The organism is Nonomuraea sp. bgisy101, from assembly GCF_057708945.1.
In genome coordinates this window covers 34,926-54,592 of sequence record NZ_JBYITD010000016.1, presented here as the reverse complement: position 1 = coordinate 54,592, position 19,667 = coordinate 34,926, and the positions used below count along the sequence as shown (strand labels likewise).

The 19,667-nt window shown below is 70.9% G+C and carries 21 protein-coding genes; 15 read left to right on the top strand and 6 right to left on the bottom strand.

The features are described 5' to 3' along the window. The first annotated feature begins 20 nt into the window (after nt 1-20). From AC3EO4_RS28405 to AC3EO4_RS28375, 7 genes are all read left to right on the top strand, one after another. Nucleotides 21-1,067, top strand: a complete 1,047-nt coding sequence (locus AC3EO4_RS28405; protein ID WP_379581038.1) for an LLM class flavin-dependent oxidoreductase — start codon at nt 21-23, stop codon at nt 1,065-1,067. Nucleotides 1,068-1,199: 132 nt separating this feature from the next. Beyond that, complete coding sequence (locus tag AC3EO4_RS28400) at nt 1,200-2,192, top strand: phenylacetate--CoA ligase family protein (protein WP_431898591.1); 993 nt, start codon at nt 1,200-1,202, stop codon at nt 2,190-2,192. 9 nt (nt 2,193-2,201) lie between these two features. Further along, nucleotides 2,202-3,662: an AMP-binding protein gene (locus AC3EO4_RS28395; protein ID WP_431898590.1), complete on the top strand. Its 1,461-nt coding sequence runs from the start codon at nt 2,202-2,204 to the stop codon at nt 3,660-3,662. A 33-nt stretch (nt 3,663-3,695) separates the two neighbouring features. Then, nucleotides 3,696-4,841, top strand: coding sequence for a class I adenylate-forming enzyme family protein (locus AC3EO4_RS28390; RefSeq protein ID WP_379581035.1), 1,146 nt, complete (start codon nt 3,696-3,698; stop codon nt 4,839-4,841). Between the two features lie 21 nt (nt 4,842-4,862). Continuing rightward, entirely contained in the window at nt 4,863-6,164 is a 1,302-nt protein-coding gene (locus AC3EO4_RS28385) for an FAD-dependent oxidoreductase (RefSeq protein ID WP_431898589.1), read from the top strand. A gap of 41 nt (nt 6,165-6,205) precedes the next feature. Then, nucleotides 6,206-7,597, top strand: coding sequence for a cellulase family glycosylhydrolase (locus tag AC3EO4_RS28380; protein WP_431898588.1), 1,392 nt, complete (start codon nt 6,206-6,208; stop codon nt 7,595-7,597). Between the two features lie 9 nt (nt 7,598-7,606). Continuing rightward, nucleotides 7,607-8,770, top strand: a complete 1,164-nt coding sequence (locus AC3EO4_RS28375) for a DUF6986 family protein (RefSeq protein ID WP_431898587.1) — start codon at nt 7,607-7,609, stop codon at nt 8,768-8,770. A gap of 39 nt (nt 8,771-8,809) precedes the next feature. Here the strand turns inward: AC3EO4_RS28375 and AC3EO4_RS28370 are convergent, their stop codons facing one another. The 3 genes from AC3EO4_RS28370 to AC3EO4_RS28360 all read right to left on the bottom strand — a co-directional run bounded on the left by AC3EO4_RS28370 (nt 8,810) and on the right by AC3EO4_RS28360 (nt 11,059). Further along, on the bottom strand, nt 8,810-9,487 hold the full coding sequence (locus tag AC3EO4_RS28370) for a copper homeostasis protein CutC (RefSeq protein ID WP_379581031.1): 678 nt from the start codon (nt 9,485-9,487) through the stop codon (nt 8,810-8,812). A gap of 84 nt (nt 9,488-9,571) precedes the next feature. After that, nucleotides 9,572-10,150, bottom strand: a complete 579-nt coding sequence (locus tag AC3EO4_RS28365) for a GNAT family N-acetyltransferase (RefSeq protein WP_431898586.1) — start codon at nt 10,148-10,150, stop codon at nt 9,572-9,574. 186 nt (nt 10,151-10,336) lie between these two features. Then, a complete protein-coding gene (locus tag AC3EO4_RS28360; protein ID WP_379581207.1) occupies nt 10,337-11,059 on the bottom strand; it encodes a GntR family transcriptional regulator in 723 nt (240 codons plus the stop codon). A 292-nt stretch (nt 11,060-11,351) separates the two neighbouring features. Between AC3EO4_RS28360 and AC3EO4_RS28355 the strand changes: the two genes are divergently transcribed. Continuing rightward, on the top strand, nt 11,352-11,549 hold the full coding sequence (locus AC3EO4_RS28355) for a hypothetical protein (RefSeq protein WP_379581029.1): 198 nt from the start codon (nt 11,352-11,354) through the stop codon (nt 11,547-11,549). A 114-nt stretch (nt 11,550-11,663) separates the two neighbouring features. Here AC3EO4_RS28355 and AC3EO4_RS28350 read toward each other — a convergent pair whose 3' ends face one another. Both AC3EO4_RS28350 and AC3EO4_RS28345 read right to left on the bottom strand, forming a co-directional pair. Then, nucleotides 11,664-12,008: a Zn-ribbon domain-containing OB-fold protein gene (locus AC3EO4_RS28350; protein WP_431898585.1), complete on the bottom strand. Its 345-nt coding sequence runs from the start codon at nt 12,006-12,008 to the stop codon at nt 11,664-11,666. Between the two features lie 4 nt (nt 12,009-12,012). Next, nucleotides 12,013-13,152, bottom strand: coding sequence for a thiolase C-terminal domain-containing protein (locus tag AC3EO4_RS28345; RefSeq protein WP_379581027.1), 1,140 nt, complete (start codon nt 13,150-13,152; stop codon nt 12,013-12,015). 117 nt (nt 13,153-13,269) lie between these two features. Here AC3EO4_RS28345 and AC3EO4_RS28340 point away from each other — a divergent pair, with 117 nt between their 5' ends. From AC3EO4_RS28340 to AC3EO4_RS28310, 7 genes are read left to right on the top strand one after another with little or no spacing between them, the layout of a single operon-like run. Further along, complete coding sequence (locus tag AC3EO4_RS28340) at nt 13,270-13,875, top strand: flavin reductase family protein (protein ID WP_431898584.1); 606 nt, start codon at nt 13,270-13,272, stop codon at nt 13,873-13,875. After that, on the top strand, nt 13,872-14,972 hold the full coding sequence (locus tag AC3EO4_RS28335; RefSeq protein WP_431898583.1) for an acyl-CoA dehydrogenase family protein: 1,101 nt from the start codon (nt 13,872-13,874) through the stop codon (nt 14,970-14,972). The genes AC3EO4_RS28340 and AC3EO4_RS28335 overlap by 4 nt, the downstream gene beginning before the upstream one ends. Beyond that, nucleotides 14,969-15,727, top strand: coding sequence for an SDR family oxidoreductase (locus AC3EO4_RS28330; protein WP_379581024.1), 759 nt, complete (start codon nt 14,969-14,971; stop codon nt 15,725-15,727). The genes AC3EO4_RS28335 and AC3EO4_RS28330 overlap by 4 nt, the downstream gene beginning before the upstream one ends. Before the next feature lie 29 nt (nt 15,728-15,756). Beyond that, nucleotides 15,757-16,113: a PadR family transcriptional regulator gene (locus AC3EO4_RS28325; RefSeq protein ID WP_379581023.1), complete on the top strand. Its 357-nt coding sequence runs from the start codon at nt 15,757-15,759 to the stop codon at nt 16,111-16,113. After that, nucleotides 16,110-17,117 carry a hypothetical protein gene (locus AC3EO4_RS28320; protein WP_431898582.1) on the top strand — a complete coding sequence of 336 codons (1,008 nt, stop codon included), beginning with the start codon at nt 16,110-16,112 and terminating at the stop codon, nt 17,115-17,117. Before AC3EO4_RS28325 ends, AC3EO4_RS28320 begins: the two co-directional genes overlap by 4 nt. Nucleotides 17,118-17,148: 31 nt before the next feature. Beyond that, on the top strand, nt 17,149-18,450 hold the full coding sequence (locus AC3EO4_RS28315) for a DUF2252 domain-containing protein (protein WP_431898581.1): 1,302 nt from the start codon (nt 17,149-17,151) through the stop codon (nt 18,448-18,450). Nucleotides 18,451-18,484: 34 nt separating this feature from the next. After that, a complete protein-coding gene (locus tag AC3EO4_RS28310; RefSeq protein ID WP_431898580.1) occupies nt 18,485-19,231 on the top strand; it encodes an SDR family oxidoreductase in 747 nt (248 codons plus the stop codon). Nucleotides 19,232-19,233: 2 nt separating this feature from the next. On the opposite strand, the gene AC3EO4_RS28305 is transcribed toward AC3EO4_RS28310, so the two are convergent. Further along, nucleotides 19,234-19,575: an RNHCP domain-containing protein gene (locus tag AC3EO4_RS28305; protein WP_354906770.1), complete on the bottom strand. Its 342-nt coding sequence runs from the start codon at nt 19,573-19,575 to the stop codon at nt 19,234-19,236. Nucleotides 19,576-19,667: the final 92 nt, after the last annotated feature.

Sequence of the window (19,667 nt, the reverse complement as noted above, 5' to 3'; positions counted from 1 at the left end):
TTCTCTATCGGGAGGCGTGCATGCGGATCAGCCTGGGATACGAGCTGGAGGTCCGCGGTCGGACCCGCGAGGTCGAACGGCAGGCATTCCAGAACGTGATCGACCAGGTCGTCCTCGGCGACCGTCTGGGGTTCGACACCGCGTGGTTCGTCGAGCACCACTTCACCCGCGGCTTCTCCCACTCCTCCGCGCCCGACCTGGTCCTCGCCGCGATCTCCCAGCGCACCACCCGCATCCACCTCGGACTCGGCGTGGTGCTGCTGCCCTTCCAGTCGCCGATCAGGACCGCGGAGCGCGTGGCCACCCTCGACGTGCTCAGCGGCGGCAGGGTCGAGTTCGGCACCGGACGCGGCGCCTCACCCCTGGAGTACCAGGCCTTCCAGCGGCCGTTCGAGAAGTCGCGCCAGATCTGGGAGGACAGCCTGGAGGCGACACTGGACATCTGGCGGGCCGACGGCGAGCCGATCAGCAGGTCGAACGAGTTCTTCGAGATCCCCGACGTGGCGGTCTACCCGCGGCCCGCCCAGGTGCCCCACCCGCCCGTGTGGGTGGCCTCCACCTCCCTGGAGGGATACCTGGCCGCGGCCAGGCACGGCTACAACCTGCTCGGCATGACGATGCTCAAGGGCGTCGACGACGTGGCCGCCGACATCGCCCGCTACAAGGAGTGCCTCGCCGACAGCGGCTTCGACCCCGCCACCAGGCGGATCGCGCTGATGATCCCGTGGTACGTCGGCGACGCCCGCGACGAGGCCGCCGACGCGGTCCTCTGGTACATCCGCCGCCAGGTCAACCTGGTCACCCCGCCCGACTACTACGACGCCCGCCACGCCACCCACCGGGTGCTCGGCCAGCTCGCCGCGGGCATGCCCCCGGAGGAGGCCATGGCGACCCTCCGCGAGCACCTGATGGTCGTGGTCGACGACGTGGAGGGCTCGCGCAAGGCCGTGGCGCGCATCGCGGAGGCGGGCGCGACCGATCTGATCCTGCAGTGCCAGGTCGGCGGCCTGCGCCACGACCTGGTCTGCGACTCCATGAACGTCTTCATGACCGAGGTGATGCATTGACCTCTCCCCCGCCTGAGGGCGGTGGATCCCGCCGACCGACCGCCACCGACAAGACCAGGAGAGTGAAGTGTCCGTTCGTGCCGCGTTTCCTCCCCGTCCCGAAGGACGGGACCTCCACGCTGTAGGTGATCAGTGAGCCGGTGGCTGACCCGTGACGACCTGGTGCCGGGGAGGGCCACGGGGCTGCTCCACCTGGCGCCCGACGCCTCCTTCGGCTTCCCGCTACGTCCCGAGTTGACGGCGCAGGCGCTGAGGACGGCGGGCGTGGGCGAGCGGGACAGGGTGGTGGTGGCGCTGGCCGAGCCGGCGGGAGGCCTGTGGGCAGCGGCGGCCGCCGAGGTGGCCGAGGCCGCCGCCTCGGTGGGTCCGCGCGGCAGGATGCGGCTGCACCGGGCGCTCCAGGCGGTCGGGGCCACGACGCTGGTCGCCACTCCCACGGGCGCGATGGACTTCCTGGCCAGGCTGCACCTGGAATTCCTCCTTGACCCCCTCGATCTCGGGCTGAGAACCGTCGTCCTGACCGGCGAGATCGCCAGCAAGCGGACACTCGGCCACCTGGCGGCCGAGTTCGACGCCAGGGTGAGCGAGGTCTACTCCAGCCCGTTCTCCGGCGGCGCGCTCGCCTGGCGCGCGGCCGAGGACGACCCGCTGACCCCGCTGGCCGACGGCGCGCTGGGTTTCGGCGCGCTGGCCAAGGACTCCGTGACCGACGGGGGACTCGCCGAACTGGTCGTCACGCACGGCGAGGCCACCATGCGCACCGGACACGTGACGTCCGACGGCAGGCTCGCGCACACCGTCGGCGACCACGTCCTGGTGCGCGGGGTGTGGGTCTCGCTGCCGAGAATCGAGAAGGCGCTGTCGAAGATCGACGGGGTGTCGGGCTGGGAGCTGGCCGTCAGCAGGCAGGGCACGCTCGACGCCGCCACGCTCACCGTGACCTTCGGCAGGGAGAGCCTCGTCAAGAACCCGATGTGGCGCTCACGCATCCAGCAGGCCCTCGCCGCGCTCACCCCGATCTCGATCGCCGTGGAGGTCTCGCCCGACGTGGCCGAGAACTCCTCGCCCGGGGTCGTGACCGACCACCGAGGCCACCACCTCGGCAGGGACCGCGCTCTCGTATAGGAGCACGCCATGCAGTGGGAAACGATCCCCCGGATGCTGCGCGACCAGGCGGAACGCCACCCCGACGCCCCCGTCACCCTCGAGTTCGGCATGGCGGCCCTGCGCGAGCGCGCCCAGACGGTGGCGCGCGCGCTCATCGCCCAGGGCGTGCGTCACGGGGACAGGGTGGCGATCTGGGGACCCAACGACCTGTCGTGGGTGGTCAACGCCTTCGGCGTGTGGGACGCGGGCGCGGTGCTCGTGCCGATCTCCGCCCGCGCCAAGCGGCTCGAGGCCGCCGAGCTGACCCAGAAGACGGGAACGTCGCTGCTGATCAGCGGGGAACGTCTGCCCTCCGTGCGCCCCTTCGAGGAAGCGGGGCGGGCGATGGCGAGCGTGCAGGAGGCGGAGGTCAGGGCGCTCGCCGTACGAGGGGAGGACCTGTGCGAGATCATGTCCACGTCGGGCACGACGGGGACGCCCAAGGGCGTCATGCTCGACCACACGCAGGTCCTGCGCGGCTACTGGGACTGGTCGGAGATCGTCACGCTGCGCGAGGGCGACAGGTATCCGGTGATCGCCCCCTTCGCCCACGGCTTCGGGCTCAACGCCGGGCTGCTGGCGTGCGTGCTGCGCAGGGCGACGATGATGCCGGTCGCGACGTTCAGTCCCGACGCCCTGATGACGCTCATCGAGTCGGGGAAGATCACCGTCCTGGCGGGGCCGCCCACACTCTTCGCCCGGCTCCTGGACGAGCTGGACAGGCGGCCGCACGACGTGTCGTCGCTGAGGGTCGCCATCTGCGGCGCGGCGGCCGTGCCCGCCTCGCTCGTCACCCGCCTGGTCGAGCGCGTCGGGCTCGACCGCATGATCAACGCCTACGGACTCATGGAGGGCACCGTCGTCTCGATGACCAGGCACGACGACCCCGTCGACGTGATCGCGGGCTCGGCGGGCCGGCCGGTGCCGGGCATCGAGGTGAAGATCGTGGACGCGATGGGCAAGGAGGTGCCGCAGGGCGAGCGCGGCGAGATCCTGCAGCGGGGCTACGGCGTGATGCGCGGCTACTGGGACGAGCCCGACAGGACCGCCGAGGTGATCGACGCCGACGGGTGGCTGCACACCGGCGACATCGGCGTGCTCGACCCGGTGGGCAACCTGACGATCGTCGACAGGAAGAAGGAGCTCTACATAGTCAACGGGTTCAATGTCTCGCCCGCGGAGGTCGAGTCGCTCCTGCTCAAAGAGGGGTCGCTGGCGCAGGCGGCGGTGATCGGCGTGCCGGACGACAGGTCGGGCGAGGCCGGCTGGGCCTACGTGGTGCCGAGGGCGGGCGCCGACGTGAGCGAGGAGGGGTTGCGCGCGTGGGCGAAGGCCAACATGGCCGACTACAAGGTGCCCCGGCGGGTCTTCGTCCTCGACGAGCTGCCCGTGAACGTCAACGGCAAGCTGGACAAGATCGCCCTGCGTGAGGCAGCGCGACACGGGTAGGAACTCCAGTGCGCCTTTTCGTCAGGAGCCGCCATGCTGCGCCTGCTGGCCGGGGAGGCCGCGCGCAGGTTCGGGGGGCGCGTAGCGGTCGACTCCGGCACCTCCCGCCTGTCCTTCTCCGAACTTGACCGCCTCTCCGACCAGGTGGCCGCGGGACTCGCCCACCGCGGTACGCGCATCGGCGACGTGGTCGCCCTCGTGCTGCCCGACGGCCCCCAGTTCGCCGTCTGCTACGTGGCCGCCGCCAAGATCGGCGCGGTCGCGGCGGGCGTCGACCCGCGCCATCCCCTGAGGGTGCGCCTGCTCGCCGCGCTCGACCCGATGATCGTCGTCACCATGCCGGGCCTGCTCCCCTCCCTGCCGGGGCTCGACGTCGTGACGCTGCCCGGCAGCGGGTACGGCACGCTGGCGAGGAACGAGGCCCCGCCGCCCCCGCTGCCCCCGGACCCCGGACGGCCCGTCGTGATCACCTACACCTCCGGCAGGACGGGCCCGCCCAAGGCCGCGGTCTTCGGCGAGCGGCAGCTGGAGGCGATCAGGGCGCACGGCGCGGGCGTGAGGTGGGGCAAGGGCGACTCGCGCGTGCTGTGGCATCCGATGGGTCACATGGCGTTCGCGACGCGCCTGCCGGTCTTCCTGCAGACCGGCAGGACCACTCACGTGCTGCCGCGCTGGGACCCCGAGGCGGTGCTGCGCCTGGTGTGCGAGAAGGAGCTGCGGGTGCTCCACGGCACGCCCGCCCAGCTGGCCGCCATCCTGGAGGTCAGCGGCGCGCCGCCGTCGCTGGACCTGGTCCTGTCCAGCGGAGGGCCCGCGGCGCCTGAGCTGATCAGACGGCTGCGGGAGCGGTTCGGGGTGCCCGTGTGCAACCGCTACCTGTGCACGGAGGCCGGCCTCGGCCTCGGCACCCGCCCCGGCGACCCGCCGCAGGACGCGGAGCTCACCGTCGGAAGGCCGCGCACCGGCGTGGACCTGTCCGTCCGCGATCCCGCGGGCCGACCGCTGCCCGTGGGCGCGAAGGGCGACGTGCTGCTGCGCTCCCAGGCGGTCATGAGCGGGTACGTCGGAGACGGCGAGCCTGGAGTGTTCGCCAAGGACGGGTTCGTCAGGACAGGCGACACGGGATTCCTCGACGAGCTTGGCCGCCTGCGTCTGGTAGGTACAGAATCACGGACATAGCGTCGCCACCGAGGAGGCAGCGTGTCGTTGCGCGTGGCAGTCGTCGGATCGGGCCCCGCCGGCATCTACACGGCGGAGGCGCTGGTGAAGCAGTCGGCGGATCCCGTCGATGTGGACGTGCTCGAACGGCTGCCGACGCCGTACGGGCTGGTGCGTTACGGGGTGGCACCCGACCACACCTCGATCAAGTCGATCGCCAACTACCTCAGGAAGGTGCTCGAGCTGCCTCGGGTCCGGTTTCTCGGCGGGGTGACGCTCGGTTCCGAGGTCTCCGTGGAGGACCTGCTCGCCTGCTACGACGCGGTCGTCTACTGCACGGGCGCGATGGTCGACAGGAAGATGGGCATCCCGGGGGAGGACCTGCTGAGCAGCGTCGCCGCGACGGACTTCGTGAACTGGTACTGCGGCCATCCCGACGTCTCGCCCGAGGCGTTCGAGCTCGACAGTCCCGAGGTCGCCGTGATCGGCGTGGGCAACGTGGCCGTGGACGTGGTGCGCGTGCTGGCCAAGACGGCCGAGGATCTGAGGGCCACCGACGTGCCCGACGACGTGCTGGCCCGGCTGGCCGACAGCCAGGTCAAGGCCATCCACATGATCGGGCGGCGCGGCCCCGAGCACGCCAAGTTCACGCTGAAGGAGCTGCGCGAGCTGGGCGAGGTGGCCAACGCGGACGTGTGCGTGCGCCCCGACGAGGCCGTGGTGCTGGGCGGCGACTTCCCGCGCCAGATCAAGGGCAACATCGACGTGCTGCGGTCATGGTCGGAGCGCTCCCCCGTGGGCCGCCCCCGCAGGCTGGACGTGCGCTTCTGGCTGCGCCCCGTGGAGATCCTGGGCACCACCAGGGTGGAGGGCCTGCGCCTGGAGCGGACGAGGCTGTCGGAGGACGGCAGGGTGGTGGGCACGGGCGAGTTCGAGACGCTGCCGGTCGGGATGGTGCTGCGTTCGGTGGGCTACCAGAGCGTGCCGCTGCCCGGTGTGCCGTTCTCCACCGAGACGATGACGGTGCCGAACCTGGCAGGCAGGGTCCGCGACCGCGAGTACGTGGCGGGCTGGCTCAAGCGCGGGCCGACCGGCGTGATCGGGACCAACAAGTCCGATGCCGCCGAGACCGTCCGTACGCTGCTGGCCGACGCTCCTTCGGGCGCCGTCGCCTCGATCGACGAGTTGCTGGCCGCACGTGGCGTCAGGCCCGTCACCTACGAGGACTGGCAGGCCATCGAGGCGGCCGAGGCGGACCTCGCCAGGACGCTCGGCAGGGGTGAGCGGGTCAAGCTGGTCGGGCTCGAGGCGATGCTGGCGGCCTGCGGCCGAATTGCAACATGAGTACCGTTCACCTTTAGCGGACCGGCGGGTTAGGGTCCACCATGCGCCGCTCACTCGCCCTCGTGACCCTCGCCGCTCTCCTCACCGCTCCCCTGCCCGCCGAGGCCTCCCGCACCCCCGGAAAGATCACTGCCGACGGCCGGACCTACCTCACCGACGACGACGGCCGCGTGATCAGGCTGCGCGGCTTCAACGCCGGCAAGTACCCCACCGACAGGGTCACCGAGGACGACGTCAGGGCCATGGCAGGCAAGGGGCTCACGTTCCTCCGGCTGATCGTCCAGTGGCAGTACATCGAGCCGCGGAAGGACGTCTACGACCAGGAGTACCTCGGCTACGTCGACCGCGTCCTCGGCTGGGCCGACAGGTACGGCCTGCACGTCATGATCGACATGCACCAGGACGTCTACGGGCCGAGGTTCGGCGGCCACAACGGCATCCCCGAGTGGGCGACGCGCGACGACGGCCTGCCGTTCGAGCGCAACCCCGGCGACTGGTTCCAGGACTACTTCCAGCCCGCCGTGATGGCCGCCTTCGAGCACCTCTACGAGGACGCCGACCTGCGCGCCGAGCAGGTGGAGATGTGGCAGACGCTGGTCAGGAAGGTCTCCTGGCACCGTTCCCTGCTCGGCTACGACCTCTTCAACGAGCCGTTCGGCAGGTTCCTGGAAGGCGAGGACCTGGTCACGGCCTCGGCCAGGATCGAGCGGACCCAGCTCGCCGACATGTACCGCCGCCTGATCGCGGGCATCAGGGTCCACGACAGGAAGTCATGGATCTTCGTGGAGCCGACGGTGCTGGTCGGCGAGGGCGTTCCGACGCAGCTGCCGAGGTTCGACGACCCGAAGGTGGGCTACGCCCCGCACATGTACTCCACCGGCGTCGAGGCGGGCGGCGACTGGGATCCGTCCAGCGGCTTCATCGAGCGCTACGAGGCGGCCATCGGACTCTACCCCGCCGCCAACCAGATGCCGGTGATCGTCGGCGAGTGGGGGCCGCCCAACAGCCGCCTGCCCGGCAACCGGCGGCTCGTCAGCGGTTCGGTCGCCGCGATGAACCGCTTCTCGACCGGCTGGGCGATGTTCTACTGGTGCAGGTCGGACTCCGGCGGCTACTGCCAGCTCGACGGCGGAGGCCGCACGGCTCCGGGAGCCGAGCCCGCCCTCGGCGCCTACGCGCGCCGCGTCGCGGGGCTGGCGGTCGCCGAGTCCTACGACGCGGCCGCCAGGACGCTCACGCTCACCTACACCACCAGGCGCGGCGTGCACGCGCCGACCGAGATCGCGGTGCCGCGAGAGTTCTTCCCCCGCGGCGTGCGGGTCAAGGTCTCCGGGGTCCGCTCCGCCGTGACGTCGCAGCGCGACGGCCTGCTGAAGGTGGCAGTCGGCGCCCGCCCCGGCACCGCCGTGACCGTGACAGTGAGCCCTCGATAACGTGTGACGATGCGCATCACCGTCGACGGTTTCGAGGACGTCCACCGGGTCCAGCAGGCCCGCTATCCCGTGCTGGAGCCCCGCTGGCAGCCCGTGCACACGATCTACGTTCCCGCCGACCTGTTCTCGTCCTCGACGCCGTCCTCGTGGGGCGGCCAGGCGCTCGATCTGATGAAGGCGCACCTGCCCGACGCCGCGGCCATGGCGGAGGTGTTCGAGCTCCCCGCGGGCCTGGCGGCCGACGTGCACGCGCGCGTGGCCGCCAAGCTCGCCACCGAGCCCGTCGAGGACCTGCGCGTCGACTTCGAGGACGGGTACGGCGTGCGGCCCGACGCCGAGGACGGCGACGCGGTCGCGGCCGCCTCGGCGCTGGCCCGCCTGCACGCCGAAGGCGGTCTGCCACGCAGGTGGGGGCTCAGGGTCAAGTCGTTCGCCGACGGCGACCCCGGCCGTTCGGTCCGCACGCTGGAGCTGTTCCTCACCGAGGTGGTCACGCGGGCCGGCGCGCTGCCGCCGGGCTTCACGCTCACCTTCCCCAAGGTGCTGATGGAGGAGTACCTGGGACAGTTCTGCGAGGTGCTGGCCGCGCTGGAGAGTCGGCTCGCCCTGCCCTCGCCGGTGCGGTTCGAGATCCAGGTCGAGGCGCCGCAGACCGTCATGTTCCTGCGCGCCGACCTGGCCGAGTCGCTCGGCGGCCGGCTCGCGGCGGCGCACTTCGGCGTGTTCGACTACACCGCGGCGCTCGGCCTGCCGCCGCACGAGCAGCGGCTCGACCATCCCGCCTGCGACCACGCCCGCCACGTCATGCAGACCGCGTTCGCAGGGACGGGCGTCGAGCTGTCGGACGGGTCGCTGGCCGCCTCGCCCGCCTCCGCCTCGACGGAGGACGTGCACGCGCTGTGGCGCAGGCACGCCGCCCTGGTCAGGCACTCGCTGTCGCACGGCTTCTACCAGGGGTGGGACATGCATCCCTCGCACCTGGTGTCGCGCTTCGCCACCGTCTACGCCTTCCATCTGGCGCACTACGACGCCCACGCGGCCAGGGTGCGGGCGTGGGAGGAGCGGAGGGCGGCCGACGGCGGCGTGCTGGACGAGCCGGCCACGATCAAGACGCTCGTGGCCGCGCTGCACAGGGCCGACTCGGCCCTCAGCCCGGCCTCCCCGAAGGCGTAGCGGGTCCCGAAGGTGTAGCGGGTCCCGAAGGCGTAGCGGCTAGATGTCGCGGTCGATCAGCGCGCGCCACTGGGCGACGAGATGGGGGTCCACGGGGGCGGTCCACGCCGAGCGGACGGCGCTGCCCACGTGGAAGGCGCGCACGCCGTAGTCGAGCAGCGTCGGGATGTGGCGCAGCTTGAGCCCGCCGCCGGCGAGGATCAGTCCGGCGTCGCCCGCCTCGGCGCGCGCCCGCAGCACGGGGAGCCCCTCGGTGACGCCCGCGGGCGAGCCCGAGGTCAGCACCGTCGCCAGGTTGGGCAGCAGCCGGACCGCCCGCCACGAGGCCTGCACGTCCGCGGCGTGGTCGACGGCCCGGTGGAACGTCCACGGCAACGGCGAGACCGCGTGGATGAGCGTCTGCGTCGCCTCCAGGTCCACGACGCCCTCGGAGGTGAGGAAGCCGAACACGAACCCCGCCGCGCCCGCCTCTGCCAGCTCCTTCACCGCGGAGACCAGCTTGTCGAGCGACTCGGGGGTGAAGTTCGCGTCGGCGCGCAGCATGACCATCTGCGGTAGCGCGCACTCTCGCGCGATCGAGGCGACCGTCTCCGTCGCAGGGGTGAGGCCGTCGGCGGCCATGTCGGCGACGACCTCGACACGGTCGGCGCCGCCCTCTTCCGCGGCCACGGCGTCACGCGCGTCGAGCGCGATCACCTCAAGCAAGGATCCGGTCATGAAAAAGAGGTTATCGCCTAATCTGCCCTCCTCTCGGCATGGAGGAGGGCAGTGGTCATTTCTGACAATTCATGTCAGGCCAGGTCAGACGTCGACAAGATCGAGCGTGCGGAACAGACCCTCCGCGACGCAGGTGCGCACCTCGGCGGGGCGCTGGAACAGCGCGCCTGAGGCCCGGTGCGGCAGGTCGACCGTGCGGAGATGGCGGAATCCGCGGCGCCGGTAGTACTGCTGGAGCCGCGGGTTGTCTTTCGAGCAGTCGAGCCGCAGCCAGTCGAGACCCGAGGCGGCGACGGCGCCACCCGCCCAGTCGAGCAGCGCGTCTCCGAGGCCCGTGCCCGCGGCCGCGCGGGAGACGGCCAGCTTGTGGACGTAGAGGGCCGAGGCGGGCTCGTCGGCCTGCGCCCAGAACTCGGCGTCGGCGTGACCGTCGAGCGCGATGGTCGCGACGGTCTCACCGAAGTGGCCTTCGAGCAGGTAGAGGACCTGTTCCTCGATCAGCGGGACGATCCGCTCGGGGCCGAAGCCGCCGCGCGGCCACTGCCGGACGCCTTGGAGATGGAGCCATTCGGCGGTGTCGGCGAGGAGGGTGAGGACGCCGGGGAGGTCGTCGGGTACGGCCCGCCGGAGGGTCAGCGGGGGAAGGAGGATGTTGGAGTGCATGTTTCTGCCCTTCGTTCCGATGGGTGACGGAGTGAACACGGAACGTGTCCGCTCGGTGGCACACGGCTTTCATGGCGATATTTCAGGGAAAAATGCAATTTGGGGGAGTATGCACAACTCCACCGTGCCCAGCGCGGAAGAGTGACCCGCGCCGCACGGACGGGATCACCCCCAAGCGAGCCTGGTCTAGCGGAGACCCAGCTCGTATCGGATCAAGTGCTTGTCCGCCGGGAGCACCGACACCGCCACACGCACGGGCGTGTCGGCGCGGTCGTAGCCCACCCTGATGTAGACGACGACCGGGGTCCCCAGCTCCAGCTGGAGGCGCTCGGCCTCCTCCTGGTTCGGCATCCGCGCCATGATGTCGTCGACCACCCTCACCTGTCCGTGGCCGAGCTCTTCGAGCACCCTGTTCGCCCCGCGGGCGATGTCCCCGGGCCTGGCGATCTCCGAGGTCTGCACCAGGGCCAGCGGGAAGTAGGAGTCGTTGGTGTTGTACGGCTGGCCGTCGACGAACCGCAGCCTGCGCCTGACGACCGCCAGGTCGGTGTCGCCCAGCTCCAGACGGCTGGCGATCTCCTCGACCGGACTGACGATCTGCACCTCGATCGTCTGGCTCGGCTCGCGACCCTCCTGTGAGACGGCGTACGCGAATGCCTCCCGCACCTCACCGCGCGGCTGCGGAGCGAGCTCTCGCTGCGGATACATCAGCAACGGCCGGCGATCCCGCACGACCGTGCCGCGCCGGGGGGCACGCGTGACCAGACCCTCGTTCACCAGCTCGCCGAGGGCCAACCTGACGGTATTGCGGCTTACTCCGTATTTGTCCTGAAGATGGGCTTCTGTGGGCAATTGCGCCCCGGGGCCGAGGTCGCCGGAGTAGATGGCCCTTCGCAGATCCGAAGCCACCTGCTGGTACAGCGACGACCGAGCCACTTTCACCCCTTTTGTTCCAACAATTTAGACGATCTGGTTCTAGCTAGCTACAACCCCTTGACCGGAGCGCCTTGACAGCCGCATCATCCATTCGTTGGTACAAATCCATCGAAAGGTCGGGCGAGGGGGGTGACGGCCGGTGTTACCGGTCCGCGCGGGTACGCCGTACCTGCCCTGGCACGACCCCCGCGAGGCAACACGTTTACTGCGTTACGCGTTGCATCGCCAGGGGTTCACCCACACCTACCAGAGCAATGGGAACGGCATGTCGGTGTTATCCGTACTGACCGAGTTGACCGTGTGGTGCAGGGACGGCTCGTTCGAATGGAACGAGGAGGGAGAGACCGTCACCCACCCGATCGACGACCCGGTAGGAGCGGCACTCCGCATCGCCGAGCACTACCGCCACCCAACTTCAGACGGTCACTCCCCCACCCGCTCCGTGCGCGAGCACTCGGCGTAGGACCCCATCCCTCGCCGGGGTCCTGGGTCGACGCGCACGGTACGGAGACGCGTCCTGGCGGGTCCCCCACGCCCGCCAGGGCGCGTTCTCTTTGCCGACCATCCCGCCGCCTGGTCAGGCGGTCCACTCGATCAGCGGCTCGCCGGTGAGGAGCGCCCGCACCCGCTGTCCCCGCCGCGGCTCGCCCTCGCCCCGCCAGGTGCCGTACAGCACGCAACCCGGTGCCTCGGCCAGCCGCACCCGCACCACCGTGTAGGGCGCCGGCGCCCGCCAGTGGCTGACGATCCAGCTCTCCACCAGCCCTTCGGGCACGAGCGGCGCCCACGACCACCCCTCGGTACGGCAGCCCGCGCAGAACGCCCTGGCGGGAAACCTGAGCAGCCCGCACGAGGAGCACCGCTGGACCGCGAGCACCCCCTTGGCCACCAGCTGCCACCACTCGGCCGAGTCCCTGTCCACCCGCTCACCCCTTCCGCAGGATCAGCGCCGAGGTGGCCGGCAGGATGTGGCCTGGCTGGGCCGTGGACAGCGCCACCTCGGCCCCGCGCACCTGCCGCTCGCCCGCGTCACCCCGCAGCTGGGAGACGGCCTCGGCGATGTGGTTGAGCCCGTGCACGTATCCCTCGGACAGGAATCCGCCGTGGGTGTTGACCGGCGGCCCCTCTCCCGAGGCGGCGTAGGGGCCGCCCTCGCCCTTGGCGCAGAATCCGTAGTCCTCCAGCTGGACGATCACCGAGTAGGTGAAGCAGTCGTAGAGCTCGGCCACGTCGACGTCGCCCGGGCCCACGCCTGCCATGCCGTACAGGCGGGGGGCCAGGGCGGCGGCGGCGGTCACGGTCGGTTCGCCGGGGGCGAGGAAGGAGTCGCCGCCTCCCCATGCGGCGCCGGAGATCAGCACCGGCCGCCTGCGCAGGTCGCGGGCGCGCTCGGCGGTGGTGACGACCACCGCGCACGCGCCGTCGGTCTCCAGGCAGCAGTCCAGCAGGCGCAGCGGCTCGGCGATCGGGCGGCTGGCGAGGTAGTCGTCGAGGGTGATGGGGGTGCGCATCAGCGCGCGGGGGTTGGCCACGGCGTGGGCTCGCTGCCTGACCGCCACGTGCCCGAAGTGCTCGGGCCTGGTGCCGTACTCGAGCATGTGGGCGCGGGCGTACATCGCGAACTGCTGCACGGGCGCGCCGTAGCCGTAAGGGGCGAGGTACTGCGTCTCGGGGCTGGGGTTCGGCGCCGTCCCCATGCGGAACTCGGACCTGGCGTTGATCGCCCGGTAGCAGACCACCGTCTCCGCGATGCCCGCCGCCACCGCCAGCGCCGCCTGGCCGACGACGGCGTGCGAGACGCTGCCGCCGCCGAAGTGGTCGAGGTGCCAGGTGGGCGCGGTGATCCCGAGCGCGGGGCCGACCACGGAGGGCGCGGCGGAGTCGCCCACCCTGTGGGTGGCCAGGCCGTCCACGTCGCCGGCGGTGAGGCCCGCGTCCTCGAGCGCGGCGAGCACGGCCCTGCAGGCCAGGGTCAGCGTGCTGACGCCCGAGTCCTTGGAGAACGGCGTGTACCCGACTCCCGCGATCGCGGCCGCATCTCTGAAATCAAGCAAGCGCTTGGCCACGTGCTCGACGCTATGCCGCGCACGAAACGGCTGTCAACGCGTTGACAGGCTTTCGGGGAGACGCCTACCGTCCAAGCAAGCGCTTGGTAAGATACAGTGGTGGACGAGGAGGCGCCCATGAGCACACACGCTGCCCGGCTGATCGCGCCGGACGGCTGTGACGGCAGGCCGCATGGCGCGCCGTACCAGCACGGCACCACCAACGGGAACACCCCCATCGCAAGCACCTCCGTGGGAGGGCCAAACGGGGCCGCCAAGCACTTCAGGTCGGTGCTGAGCAGGTTCGCCACCGGCGTCGTCGCCATCACCGCCCTCGATCCCGAGAGCGGCAGGCCGAGCGGCCTCGCGGCCAACTCCTTCACCTCCGTCTCACTCGACCCGCCGCTGGTCGCCTTCTGCGTGGCGCACACCAGCACCAGCTGGCCCAGGCTCCGCGCGGCCAGGACGCTGACCGTCAACGTGCTCGCCGAGCACCAGCAGCCGGTGTGCGCGCAGCTCGCGACCAAGGGCGGCGACAAGTTCGCGGGCCTCTCCTGGACCCGCTCCCCCGGCGGCAACCCCTTACTCGAAGGCGCGCTGGCCTGGCTGGAGTGCTCGGTCGAGGCCGAGCACCCCGCGGGTGACCACGTGATCGTCGTGGCCAGGGTCCACCAGCTCGACACCCACGCCGACGGAGGCCCGCTGCTGTTCTTCCGCGGCGGCTACGGGCGATTCGCCTCATGACGCTCAGGCAGGAGGCCAGGGACTGGCTGGAGTCGGCGCTCTCGGCCGAGTTCGCCCACGCCCGAGGGCTCGGCGGTCCGGGCCGCGAGCACGAGGGCCACGACGTACGGCACGCGTGGGAACGCCACCTCGGCAGGGCGGGCTGGACGTGCCTGGCCTGGCCCAAGGAGTACGGCGGGCGCGAAGCCTCCCTCGAGGACCAGGTCGCCTTCCACGAGGAGTACGCCAGGGCCGACGCCCCCGCCAGGGTCGGCCACATCGGCGAGGGGCTGATCGGCCCCACGATCCTCGACTTCGGGTCGCGGGAGCAGAAGGACCGCTTCCTGCCCCCGATCCAGCGCGGCGACGAGCTGTGGTGCCAGGGCTACTCCGAGCCCGAGGCGGGCTCCGACCTGGCCAACGTCCAGACGAGGGCGGTGCTCGACGGCGGCGAGTGGGTCGTCACGGGTCAGAAGGTCTGGACGTCGCTCGCGCACGTGGCCGACTGGTGCTTCGTGCTGTGCCGTACCGAGCAGGGCTCCGCGCGGCACCACGGGCTGTCGTACCTGCTGGTCCCGATGCGGCAGGACGGTGTCGAGGTTCGCCCGATCAGGCAGCTCACCGGCACCGCCGAGTTCAACGAGGTCTTCTTCGACGGCGCCAGGACCGCGAAGGGCAACATCCTGGGCGCGCCGGGTGAGGGCTGGCGGGTGGCGATGGCCACGCTCGGCTACGAGCGCGGCGTCTCCACCCTCGGCCAGCAGATCGGCTTCCAGCGTGAGCTGGCCAAGGTCGTCGAGGCGGCGCGGCGGACCGGCGCGCTGGACGATCCGCTGATCAGGGACGAGCTCGCCCGGTCGTGGCTGGAGTTGCGGATCATGCGCTTCAACGCGCTGCGCCCCGACGCCGAGCCGTCGATCGCCAAGCTCTACTGGTCGCAGTGGCACCAGCGCCTGGGTGAGCTGGCCCAGGCGGTGCTGGGCAAGGAGGGCCTGGTGGGCGAGCTCGGCGACCTGCAGCGCCTCTACCTGTTCAGCCGCGCCGACACCATCTACGCGGGGTCGAGCGAGATCCAGCGCACCATCATCGCCGAACGCACCCTGGGGCTGCCCAAGTGAAGTCACACGGCCTGCTCGAAGGAAAGGTCACGCTGGTCACCGCCGCGGCGGGCACCGGCATCGGGTACGCCACCGCCAGGCGCTGCGCGGAGGAGGGGGCGATCGTCGTCATCTCCGACCGGCACGAGCGGCGGCTGCGGGAGGCGGCCGAGGCGCTGACCGAGCACGCGGGCGCCGAGCCGCTGGCCGTACCGTGCGATGTCACCTCGGAGGCGCAGGTGCGCGCGCTGTTCGAGGCGACGGTGGAGGCTCACGGGCGGCTGGACGTGCTCGTCAACAACGCGGGGCTCGGCGGCACCGCCGAGCTGGCCGTGATGACCGACGAGCAGTGGCACGCGGTGCTCGACGTGACGCTGACGGGCACGATGCGCTGCACGCGCGCGGCGCTGCGGCACATGATGCCGCAGGGCTTCGGCGTGGTCGTCAACAACGCCTCGGTGGTGGGCTGGAGGGCGCAGCGCGGCCAGTCGCACTACGCCGCGGCCAAGGCGGGAGTGATGGCGCTGACCAGGTGCGCGGCCGTGGAGGCCGCCGAGCACGGGATCAGGGTCAACGCGGTCGCGCCCTCACTGGCCATGCATCCGTTCCTGAGCAGGGTCACCACGGAGGAGGTGCTGGCCGAGCTGGTGGACAGGGAGGCGTTCGGCAGGGCGGCGGAACCGTGGGAGGTGGCCAACGTGATCGTCTTCCTCGCGAGCGAGTACTCCGGCTACATGACGGGAGAGGTGGTCTCGGTTTCGAGCCAGCGCGCCTGATATCTTGCCTCGCATGTTATCGTGAAGGCATGAATATGACAGAGCCCATGTTCCTGGCTCTGACGGCGCTTCTCGACGAGCCCCGCCACGGCTACGGCATCGTGCAGGAAGTGGAACGGCTGTCCGAAGGCAAGGTGCAGCTCAAGATCGGCACTCTGTACGGCGTGCTCGACAGGCTCGCCTCCGACGGCCTCGTCGAGCTCGATCACGAAGAGGTCCAGTCGGGGCGGCTGCGCCGCTACTACCGCCTCACCGACGCGGGCGAGGACGCGCTCCAGGCGGAGGTCGCCAGGCTGACCGGCACCCTCCAGGCCGCCACCGAACGGCTCAGCGCCCGCGGGCGCTCCTTCACCGCACGACCCTCGATCGCCGGAGGTTCCGCATGACCCTGCTGGAGCAGCGCTACCGCTTCGTGCTCAGGATGCTGCCCGCGTCCTACCGGGCCAAGCGCGAAGAGGAGATGGTCGACGCCTTCCTCGACAGCACCGGGCAGGTCCGCGACGAGGACAACGCCCGGCCGACGTGGCGCGAGGTCGCCTCCGTGGCCGCGCTGGCGATCCGGGTGAGGGCGGGCGGGCCCGGCGCCGCCCCCCGCTACCGGGAGATGGGAGACGCGGTCAGGCTGGTCGCCCTGCTCGGCCTGGGCTACCACGCCGTCCTGGGCTGGGAGGGCCTCATCAGCACGCTGTTCTCCTTCGGCATCGTGGGCGACCTCGACCCCGAGTACGTGATCACCGATCCGGCCGGGCAGGCGTGGGGGCTCGTGTCCGCGGCCGCGGATCTGGTGGGGGTCGCGGCCTTCGCCTCGCTCGCACTGGGCCGGGTGCGCGCGGCCAGGATCCTCACCTGGCTGAGCCTGCTGTATATCGCGGTCATGACCGGGATGGGTCTGTTCATGTGGGAGCGGACGATCACCGAGCAGGTGCTCTACCTGCTGGTCATGGCGACGCCCGGCGTGGCGCTGCTGATCGGCTACCACAACGACGCGCCGGTGCGCCGCTCGCCGCTGCTCGCGGTGCTTCCGCTGGGATTGACTGCCCTGCACGTCGCTGTCGGTTTCGCCACCACTCAGCGCCTGGCCTTCTACAACGGCGACGATCTGACCTGGATAGCCGCGTGGACCGACCTGTCCGGTCTGAGCGCGATCGCGATCGGGGTGGCCGGCGTGCACTGCCTCGTCCGGCGGGCCTCACCGCCTGCCTGGGGTCTGGCCCTGGCCGTGGTCGCGATGCTGCAGGGCGTGATGCGGGCGCCCTCGCTGCCCCTGGACGCCGAGAGCTTCGCCACGCAGCCGCTGGGGACCACGATGATCGCCCAGTTCGCGGCACTGCTGGTGCTGGCCGCCGCGCTCGCCGTCGTGAGCGTCAGGTCGCTGCCGCGCCCCACCTAGCCTGAGGGGGCGCGCGGGCCTACTGTGAGCTATGGCGACACAGAGCCGCGCGTCACACCTCCTCGAGGTCCTGACCACCGAGTTCGGCCCCTCCATCGAACGTGACCCCGCCGCGTTCCTGCGCAAGTTCAGGAAGATGGCGGGGTCGGCGTTCGCGTTCTACCGCGGCAGCGCGGCCGTCTTCTACGCCGACATGACGGGCGGCTTCGCCGACGACTCCTACCTCGACGGGCCGACAGGCCGGGTGTGGATCCACGGCGACCTGCACGCGGAGAACTTCGGCACCTACATGAACGCCTCGGGCGTCCTCGTCTTCAACGTCAACGACTTCGACGAGGCCTACGTCGGGCCCTACACCTGGGACCTGAAGCGCTTCGCGGCCAGCGTCGCCCTCCTCGGGTACGGCAAGGCCCTGTCCGACGAGGCGATCTCCCGCCTGGTCAGCGACTTCGGCGCCGCCTACCTGACCGAGCTGTCCGCCATCGCCAAGGGCGGCGACGACGCGATCGGCTCGCTGACGCTGAACACCACCAAGGGCGTGCTCCACCGGGTGCTGCTGTCGGCGCGGCTGCGCACCCGCGTGGCCATGCTCGAGGTCGAGACCGTGATCGACGACTACGACCGGCGTTTCGCGCTGATCGAAGGGCGCGAAGCGGTCTCGGAGCAGACCAGGGCGGCGGTGCTGGCCGCCTTCGCCGACTACCTCGCCACGCTGCCCGGCCACACCAACCCCGTCGAGCACGTGATCAAGGACGTGGCGCTGCGCAAGGGCGTGGGCATCGGCTCGGCGGGACTGCCCTCCTACAACCTGCTGCTGGAGGGCCACACGCAGGCGCTGGAGAACGACGTCATCCTCTACATGAAGCAGGCCCAGGTGCCGGCCGTGGCCAGGCACATCCACGACGAGAAGGTCTCGGCCTACTTCCGGCACCAGGGGCACAGGACCGCCGAGTCGCAGCGGGCCCTGCAGGCCTACGCCGATCCGTGGCTCGGCTACACCACGCTCGACGGGATCGGGCAACTGGTGGCCGAGGTCTCGCCGTACTCGGCCGATCTCGACTGGGACGACGTCAACGAGCCCCGCGAGCTGCTCTCGATCGTGGGCGACCTCGGGCGCGCGGTGGCGCGGATGCACTCGGTCGCCGACGACGAGTCCGCGCACGACCTGGTCGACTTCTCGACCGAGGAGGCGATCGTGGCCGTCATCGACGGGGACTCGGCCGGGTTCCTCCGGATGCTGGTGGACTTCGCCCACGCCTACGGCGCGCAGGCACGCCAGGACCACCAGACCTTCGTCGACCTGTTCAGGAACGGCAGGATCCCAGGGCTCTAGAAACCGACCGGTTGGTATGGCATGCTTCCAGAACATGACTCTGTTCTCGGTGGAAGGCAAGAAGGTCGTCGTCACCGGCGGCTCCAGAGGCATCGGACGGATGATCGCGGCAGGGTTCGTCGCGGCAGGGGCCACGGTTCACATCTCCGCGCGCAAGACGGCCGAGGTCGAGAAGGCCGCCGCCGAGTTGGGCTGCGTAGCGGTGCCCGCCGACCTGTCGACCCCCGAGGGCGTCGCCGCACTGGCCGAAGCGGTCGACGGTCCGCTGCACGTACTGGTCAACAACGCGGGCGCGACCTGGGGCGCGCCGCTCGAGGAGTATCCGGAGCACGCCTTCGACAAGCTGTGGGGCATCAACGTGAAGGGTGTCTTCTACCTGACGCAGCGCCTCCTTCCCCACCTGCGGGCCGCGGCGAGCGCCGACGACCCGGCCAGAGTGATCAACATCGGCTCCGTCGACGGCATCAGGGTGCCCGCGATGGAGAACTACGCCTACTCCGCGGCGAAGGCGGGCGTCCACATGCTGACCAGGCACCTGGCCAGGCAACTGGCGCCCGAGCACATCACGGTCAACGCGATCGCGCCGGGCCCGTTCGAGTCGAAGATGATGGCCTTCGCCCTGGACGATCCCGCCACCCGCGAGATGGTCGCCGCCGGTGTGCCGCTGGGCAGGATCGGCCGCCCCGACGACATGGCCGGAGCGGCGATCTTCCTGTCCTCGCGGGCGGGCGCCTACCTGACCGGCACGGTGATCCCGGTGGACGGCGGGATCACCGCCTGAGCCTAGAGACGGGCGAACCAGTCGAGAGGGAAGGGCGGCTGGGCGAGCGGGGCGACGGCCAGACGCATCAGCGTGAGCGGGTTGTCGTCACCCGCGATGCGGTTGGCGTCCAGCTCGCCGCAGAAGGTGCAGCGATGGATGATCTGCCATTCGCCGCCCTGTCTCACGTGGATGGCGATGGGCGCCATCCCCGCCGCGCAGTCGGCGGCGCGGTCGCCCGGGGTCCTGTCGACATGACGGGACCACAGGCAGGTGGGGCAGTGGTTGCGGTGGCGGGTGCCGGGGGCGTCCATGGGGACGTCGAGCCGGCAGTTGACGCAGCGGAACGAACTCTTACGAGGCAACGGAGTAGCGCTTTCGTGACGTTGAGGACGGGACATCTGTGCCGTCGCTCACCGCCATGCGGAGTCAGCCCCGCCGGCCGCTCCGGCGAGAA

Excerpts from the sequence above, each read along its gene's own strand:
- AC3EO4_RS28355 (WP_379581029.1), top strand. The coding sequence starts at position 11,352 with ATGTCGGTGTTATCCGTACTGACCGAGTTGACCGTGTGGTGCAGGGAC.
- AC3EO4_RS28315 (WP_431898581.1), top strand. The coding sequence starts at position 17,149 with ATGGCGACACAGAGCCGCGCGTCACACCTCCTCGAGGTCCTGACCACC.
- AC3EO4_RS28310 (WP_431898580.1), top strand. The coding sequence starts at position 18,485 with ATGACTCTGTTCTCGGTGGAAGGCAAGAAGGTCGTCGTCACCGGCGGC.
- AC3EO4_RS28340 (WP_431898584.1), top strand. The coding sequence starts at position 13,270 with ATGAGCACACACGCTGCCCGGCTGATCGCGCCGGACGGCTGTGACGGC.
- AC3EO4_RS28390 (WP_379581035.1), top strand. The coding sequence starts at position 3,696 with ATGCTGCGCCTGCTGGCCGGGGAGGCCGCGCGCAGGTTCGGGGGGCGC.
- AC3EO4_RS28325 (WP_379581023.1), top strand. The coding sequence starts at position 15,757 with ATGAATATGACAGAGCCCATGTTCCTGGCTCTGACGGCGCTTCTCGAC.
- AC3EO4_RS28375 (WP_431898587.1), top strand. The coding sequence starts at position 7,607 with ATGCGCATCACCGTCGACGGTTTCGAGGACGTCCACCGGGTCCAGCAG.
- AC3EO4_RS28335 (WP_431898583.1), top strand. The coding sequence starts at position 13,872 with ATGACGCTCAGGCAGGAGGCCAGGGACTGGCTGGAGTCGGCGCTCTCG.
- AC3EO4_RS28380 (WP_431898588.1), top strand. The coding sequence starts at position 6,206 with ATGCGCCGCTCACTCGCCCTCGTGACCCTCGCCGCTCTCCTCACCGCT.
- AC3EO4_RS28365 (WP_431898586.1), bottom strand. The coding sequence starts at position 10,150 with ATGCACTCCAACATCCTCCTTCCCCCGCTGACCCTCCGGCGGGCCGTA.
- AC3EO4_RS28395 (WP_431898590.1), top strand. The coding sequence starts at position 2,202 with ATGCAGTGGGAAACGATCCCCCGGATGCTGCGCGACCAGGCGGAACGC.
- AC3EO4_RS28370 (WP_379581031.1), bottom strand. The coding sequence starts at position 9,487 with ATGACCGGATCCTTGCTTGAGGTGATCGCGCTCGACGCGCGTGACGCC.
- AC3EO4_RS28405 (WP_379581038.1), top strand. The coding sequence starts at position 21 with ATGCGGATCAGCCTGGGATACGAGCTGGAGGTCCGCGGTCGGACCCGC.
- AC3EO4_RS28320 (WP_431898582.1), top strand. The coding sequence starts at position 16,110 with ATGACCCTGCTGGAGCAGCGCTACCGCTTCGTGCTCAGGATGCTGCCC.